This is a genomic window from Bradyrhizobium sp. UFLA01-814, assembly GCF_046718885.1.
In the GTDB taxonomy this organism is placed as follows: Bacteria; Pseudomonadota; Alphaproteobacteria; order Rhizobiales; family Xanthobacteraceae; genus Bradyrhizobium; species Bradyrhizobium elkanii.
The window spans coordinates 1-6,170 of the sequence record NZ_JAQOSR010000282.1 but is presented as its reverse complement, the minus strand read 5'-3'; the positions used below and the strand labels follow the sequence as shown (position 1 = coordinate 6,170).

General features: G+C 62.7%; 5 protein-coding genes and 1 pseudogene. 4 read left to right on the top strand and 2 right to left on the bottom strand.

Annotation, left to right across the window (positions count from 1 at the left end):
* Positions 1-218: 218 nt before the first annotated feature.
* Both PMN64_RS41325 and PMN64_RS41320 read left to right on the top strand, forming a co-directional pair.
* Entirely contained in the window at positions 219-851 is a 633-nt protein-coding gene (locus PMN64_RS41325; RefSeq protein WP_080687042.1) for a response regulator transcription factor, read from the top strand.
* 195 nt (positions 852-1,046) lie between these two features.
* Positions 1,047-1,394, top strand: coding sequence for a response regulator transcription factor (locus PMN64_RS41320; RefSeq protein WP_411784918.1), 348 nt, complete (start codon positions 1,047-1,049; stop codon positions 1,392-1,394).
* Between the two features lie 16 nt (positions 1,395-1,410).
* Here the strand turns inward: PMN64_RS41320 and PMN64_RS41315 are convergent, their stop codons facing one another.
* On the bottom strand, positions 1,411-1,992 hold the full coding sequence (locus PMN64_RS41315) for an invasion associated locus B family protein (RefSeq protein WP_411784917.1): 582 nt from the start codon (positions 1,990-1,992) through the stop codon (positions 1,411-1,413).
* A 27-nt stretch (positions 1,993-2,019) separates the two neighbouring features.
* The gene (locus PMN64_RS41310) at positions 2,020-2,907 is read right to left on the bottom strand and encodes an alpha/beta hydrolase family protein (protein WP_304499669.1); all 888 of its coding nucleotides are present in this window, start codon (positions 2,905-2,907) and stop codon (positions 2,020-2,022) included.
* Positions 2,908-3,070: 163 nt separating this feature from the next.
* On the opposite strand from PMN64_RS41310, the gene PMN64_RS41305 reads away from it, so the two are divergent.
* Both PMN64_RS41305 and PMN64_RS41300 read left to right on the top strand, forming a co-directional pair.
* A complete protein-coding gene (locus tag PMN64_RS41305) occupies positions 3,071-4,765 on the top strand; it encodes a SulP family inorganic anion transporter (RefSeq protein WP_411784916.1) in 1,695 nt (564 codons plus the stop codon).
* A gap of 184 nt (positions 4,766-4,949) precedes the next feature.
* Positions 4,950-6,170, top strand: a pseudogene (locus PMN64_RS41300) (decarboxylase); the annotation flags it as partial.

The window sequence follows — 6,170 nt, the reverse complement described above, 5'->3', positions numbered from 1 at the left end:
TCGCACGGACGATCGTTCTGGCGCATAGCGGTCAGCTCTGGGCCGAGAACCAGTCCGGAGGAGGCGCGGTATTCCACCTCTCACTGCCACTGGCGGCGTAGCGCGTTTGGGTCTTGCTTGCCGAGGTGCAAGGTTCGATTTACGACCAACGCAGTATTTTCAGCCACGGCTGATGGTCATTCAATAAGTAGCGGCGATCGGCAGGCGGTGGAGCAATAATGCACGCTTACGTGCACATAGTTGACGACGATGCCTCGTTTCGTACAGCGCTCGAGCGCCGGCTCAAACTTGCAGGCTATCGAGTTGCTACGTACGCATCGGCCCGGGAATTGCTCGATCAATTGCCCGACGACGAGGAGACCGGCTGCATCCTGCTGGATGTACGCATTCCCGGAATGAGTGGTCCGGAGCTGCAGCGTCGCCTCAACGAGCTGGGGTCGACACTCCCGATCGTGTTCCTGACCGGATATGCCGACACAGCGACGACGGTCCAGGCGATCAAGGCAGGTGCCGAAGATTTTTTGACCAAGCCGATCGCGTCGGAACAGCTGATCGAGGCGATCAATCGCGCCGTTGCGCGGCACGAACTGGCCCGTGGCCAGCGAACCAGGCTCGACTCACTGCGCGCGCTGCTGGCGAAGTTGACCCCACGCGAGCGGCAGGTGTTCGATCTGATCGTGTGCGGTCGGATCAACAAGCAGATTGCCCACGAGCTTGGCACGACCGAACGCACGATCAAGGCGCATCGTCACCAGGTCATGGAGAAGATGCAGGTGCAGTCACTTGCCGAGCTGGTTTCGATCGCGGAGCAGCTCGGCACGCGCGCGTCCGGGGGCGAAGTCAAGGCTTGATCTGCCGGGCAGCGCTGCCCTCCTGTCCCATGGTACAATATGAAAGCTCTGTGACGCGGCGTATCTCCGATATTGGCCGCGAGAATATTGCGCGCCGTTAGCCGCTTGACATGCCCTTTATCCATACGCGGGCGAAGGTCATTCAGCGATAGGTAGAGGCTTCAGGATTTGCCGACCGCGAAACTCGTTTTCGTCGTGGATGATAATCCCTCCATGCTCCGTGGAATCGGACGGCTTCTACGGGAGTGTGGATTTGCCTCCAGGCTATTCGAGACCGGAAGCGCGTTGCTGAGACATGGCAGCTTTGACAGCGCGGTTTGTCTGATATTGGACATCAATCTCAGCGATGGGTCCGGGATCGAACTGCGGTACCGCCTGGCGGATCAGGGCATCGAAATCCCCGTCATCTACATCACCGGCAATGACAACCCGGCGACACGCATGGCTGCAATGGCATCGGGATGCGCGGCCTATCTGACCAAGCCATTCACTGCCAATTCGCTGATCCAACCGATCGAACGGCTGTTGGCTGGCGTGGTCTAGCGGCTGCTCGTCTCAATCATTCATCGATGGCTTGATCGAGCGTCAGCGCAGGCGCCCCCTTGCGCACGGTCGCAAATCGGTCGAGCGGCACCGATGTCGTCATCGTCAGAATGCTGGTGTCGACCACCTCGATCGAGAGCGTCTTTCCGCCATCCATGTCCTCGAGAAGCTTGGGATCGGCAACATCGGCCGCGATGCACATGTTGGTCGCGCACCAGGTGTAGGGAAGCCGATGAACGGCCTTCTGGTCGACCGATAGCTTGACGCCAGCCTGCAGATACATCCCGACCGGCAGGAACAGCTGGACGCGGTCGCTGCCGTCCTCTCGCTCGATCAGATCGACGCGAACGGCCGTCTGCCCGGTTGGGAAGGTGCCGGTGATCGTCGTCCGGCATAATGTCTTGGCGCCGGCAGCATTGAAGCAGAGCTTTCGCCACTCGCCATACTTGATATCTCGCACCGGCGCGCGTGTCCCCCGCGGGGCCACCTCGCCACCGTCCTTCGCCGCAGCCGGTGGTGAAGGCGTCTGCTGACCGTGGGCAGCACTGATACCGGCCGCAAACAGCACCAACTTCACCAAGGCACCATATCGGACCATGGATGCTCCTCCAGCGGGAACGGCCGCCTAGCGAACCTTGACTAGAAATCGTTCGACCAAAGGCGACCATGTGGGAATGGAATCGGGAGAGCCGATCAGGAAATGCCCTTCGTCGCCGAACGGCGGCAAAAGATGGTATTCGGCTCGCCCGCCGGCGCGCGAGAAGGCCTCGTGCATTCGCTTTGAGAGGGCCGGGCCGAAGAATGTGTCGTTCTCGATGTAGAACCACAGCATCGGCACCCGCGATGTATGGCCAAACATGCCGGTGGCCTCGACCAGTCTGTCGGGGCCGCAATTGTTGTTGGGTTTGCCATCGACACGGCCGCCGCGGCCCGCCGCGAAGGTGATGATGGCCTTGACCTGCGGCGGGTTGAGGCTCGATAGCGCGATCGCAGCCCAGCCGCCGGCCGACTGTCCGACGACGATGACGTCCTTCGGCAAGGTGCGCTTTTCGGCGGCCATGTAATCAATGATCCAGAGATCGACCTGCGCGACGGCGAGGCCCGCATCGAGGAAATTGGGATTGGTGCATTTCCCGATCTTGGAGAAGAACGGGCCATAAAGACCGCGTTCGGGAATATCGATGGCTGCCGCGCCATAACCGGTCCCGACCGGTGCCACCACGAGGTAGCCGCGCCGCGCGAACCACATTGCGGCATCGCGGAATTCGACCAGCGGGAAAAAGCTACGATCCCTGGCGTTCAACGACACGCCATGGTTCATGATGACCAGCGGGAAAGGACCGTCGCCGAGCGGACGGACCAGATAAGCGAACATTGGTAGCGGCGTCGGCAACACCCAGATCTCTTCCTGGATGCGCTGGGGTGACTGTTGGTCATCGGCGCGTGCTGGAGCGGTCAGGCCAAGCAACAGCAGCGCTGCGGTTGCGAGGGTCCGTAAGCGGTGCTGACGCATGCCATGCGCTCCGGCAGTCATCTGGCAAATGTGCAGGCCACGACGATCGAGCCGCGCAAGATCTGAAGCACATTGCCGACTGCAAGGCTTGATCTGAATCAACGCGCATCGGACTCGCCGGCGCAACCACATGCGACCATTGTGGCGTCATACGGCGGGCTTGATGTCGATCCAGGCAGAGACGAGTTGGATGCGCTGGTTTCCGCCAGCGAACTGGCTCGCCGACTACCGCGCATCCTGGCTTGGGGCGGACGCAATCGCCGGGATCACGCTGGCGGCCTACGCGATCCCGGTGTCGCTGGCCTATGCGGGACTCGCGGGTCTGCCGCCGCAGATCGGCGTCTATGGCTATCTGCTCGGCGGCGTGGGATACGCCCTGCTGGGCTCGTCCCGGCAGCTCGCGGTCGGACCCACATCGGCGATCTCGCTGATGATCGCCGGCGCCGTCGGCATATTGGCCGTCGGCGATGCCACGCGTTATGGGCAGATTGCCAGTCTCGTGGCCTTCAGCGTCGCAGTGCTCTGCCTGATCGCCTGGCTGTTCAAGCTCAGCCTGCTGGTGCGGTTGATCAGCGATAGTATCTTGGTGGGCTTCAAGGCCGGAGCGGGCCTCACCATCATCATGAGCCAGCTGCCCAGCCTGTTCGGGCTCGCTGGAGGCGGCCACAACTTCTTCGACCGCGTGATCAAGCTTGTCGGCCAGCTCGGCGATACCAGGCCGCTGGTGCTCGGCATTGGTGCGGCTGCGACGGTGCTGCTCCTGCTCGGCGAGAAGAGACTGCCCGGAAAGCCCGTTGGGGTGGCGGTGGTCGCGCTGTCGATCCTCGCGGCCAGCGCATTCGGGCTCGCAGAACTGGGCTTGCCGGTGACCGGAGCGATCCCAACCGGCTTGCCGACCCTTTCGCTGCCGACATTTGGTCTGCTCGAATTTGACGATCTCTTTCCGATCGCTGCCGGATGCCTGGTGCTGGCCTATGTGGAAGGGGTGTCTGCCGCGCGAAGCTTTGCGGCAAAGCACGGCTACCCGCTGGATGTCAGGCAGGAGTTTCTGGGACTCGGCGCGGCCAATCTCGCCGCAGCCTTCGGGCATGGCTATCCCGTCGCCGGCGGATTGTCGCAGTCGGCCGTGAATGACGCCGCCGGCGCACGCACGCCGCTGGCGCTGGTGTTCTGTTCGGCAACCCTCGCACTCTGCCTGCTGTTCTTCACCGGCCTGCTGACCAATCTGCCGAAGACCGTGCTCGCCGCGATCGTTTTCTCAGCCGTCTACAAACTGGTCGATATTTCGGCGCTGGCCAGAATGTGGCGGATCAGCCGGATCGATTTCTATGCCGCAATCATCGCGCTGGTGTCCGTGCTGTTCCTCGGGATATTGCAGGGCGTGCTGCTGGCGGCCGTCGCCTCGATCTTCCTGCTGTTGTTACGGGCGTCCCAGCCCAATATCGCGTTTCTGGGCCGTCAAGCCGGCAGTGGGCGCTATTCCGACCGGGCGCGACACGATGATGTCGAGCCCTTGACCGGGATCATCGCGTTCCGCCCGGAGACCTCGCTCCTTTATGTCAATGCCGAGACGATCTTCGAAACGGTGCTGGCGGCGCTTCGGGTGTCGCCCGACGTCAAGCTGGTGGCTTGTGACCTGTCGGCCTCGCCGTTCATCGACCTTGCGGGCTCGCGCATGCTGCACGACCTTCACCAGGAGCTCGCAGCTCGCCAGATCACATTCTGCATCGTGGGCGCGCACGCGCAGTTGCGGGATCTGCTTCAGGCGGATGGTCTTGCCGACAAGACCGATAGCGGCGACTGGATGCGTACGCTCGACAGCGTATTGAGCAACAGGAAGCCACAGGCAAGCACCTAGGGTGCGCGGCCGTGCGGACTGCTGCGACAATCCAGCCTTGTTGCGCCGCAAGACGTCGTGATCACACGCGCTTGGGGGCTGTCTCAATCCAGCTTGCAGCTTGACTTGGATCAAAGGGTGCAATGGGCCCAGTTTGTACGATCGGACAGAACCAGCGCTGAGATCACGAGATCGGGAGACTCTCATGGCCAACGACGCGAAGCCGGCACAGCAGCGCATCGACCAGTTCTTCTCCGGGCCCGGCGGACGAGCCGACAATTGGCGCGATCTGGTTGAGGCGGCGAAGGTATGGAGCAGGGGCGGCGACCGTGCGGCGTATGACGCGGCGCTGTCGGCGCTTGCGGTGACGGAGGAGTTCCACGGCTACCCGGGCCTTCGTTTGATGGCGGCGCTGAAGGAAGCCGCGGCGGCCGGCGACGCCGCCACCTCGCATATGCTTGCGACGCGGATCGCCCAGGCACTTCAGACCAAATCCTTCCGCCAGCATGCAGGTGACTGGAGCACGCAGGACGATGGCAATGGCGACGTTCCCGATCTGCTTCCGCCAACCTTGGGGCAATCGGCGGCGCGCCGTCCTTACTTCGAGACCCTGATCGTGACCGGGGTGCCAGCCAACAACTGGCCCGGGCTCCTGGCGGAATGGCGCAAGCTGCGGCGTCCGGTCGACGCCTTCATCTATGAGCCCGTGGTCGTGGGTAACCTCGAGGATGCCTTCTGTGCGGCAATGCTGAACCCCAATATCGCGGCGGTGGTGATCAATGAAGGCTTCGGGCTGCGCTCGCGCCACGATGCGCCCGTGCTTCGTGCCATGACCGGCGCCATGGGGCTGAACGACGAGTCCGATGCGTCCGCGCTACGGTTGGCCCATATCCTGAAGCGGGTGCGTCCCGAGCTTGACCTCTACCTCATGTCCAATCGCGACGTCGAGGAGTTGGCCGGCAATCCCGAAGCCGATGTGGTGCGCCGGGTGTTCTACTCGGTCGAGGATATCCTCGAATTGCACCTTTCAATTCTGGAGGGCGTGCAGGATCGCTTCGACACGCCGTTCTTCGACAATCTGAAGAAATATGCGCAGCGGCCGATCGGCACCTTCCACGCGCTGCCGATCGCGCGCGGCAAGTCCGTGTTCAAGTCGGACTGGATCCGCGACATGGGCGAATTCTACGGGCTGAACCTGTTCCTTGCCGAGAGCAGCGCGACCACCGGCGGCCTCGACAGCATGCTGGAGCCGACCGGCAACATCAAGAAGGCGCAGGAGAAGGCCGCGCGCGCGCTCGGCGCCGACCGCGTCTACTTCGTGACCAACGGCACCTCGACGTCCAACAAGATGGCCGTGCAGGCGCTGCTGGGTCCCGGCGACATCGCAATCGTCGACCGCAACTGCCACAAGTCGCACCATTACGGC

Bases quoted from the DNA above. Each gene is read 5' to 3' on its own strand.
- PMN64_RS41305 (WP_411784916.1), top strand. From the start codon at position 3,071: ATGTCGATCCAGGCAGAGACGAGTTGGATGCGCTGGTTTCCGCCAGCG.
- PMN64_RS41325 (WP_080687042.1), top strand. From the start codon at position 219: ATGCACGCTTACGTGCACATAGTTGACGACGATGCCTCGTTTCGTACA.
- PMN64_RS41315 (WP_411784917.1), bottom strand. From the start codon at position 1,992: ATGGTCCGATATGGTGCCTTGGTGAAGTTGGTGCTGTTTGCGGCCGGT.
- PMN64_RS41310 (WP_304499669.1), bottom strand. From the start codon at position 2,907: ATGCGTCAGCACCGCTTACGGACCCTCGCAACCGCAGCGCTGCTGTTG.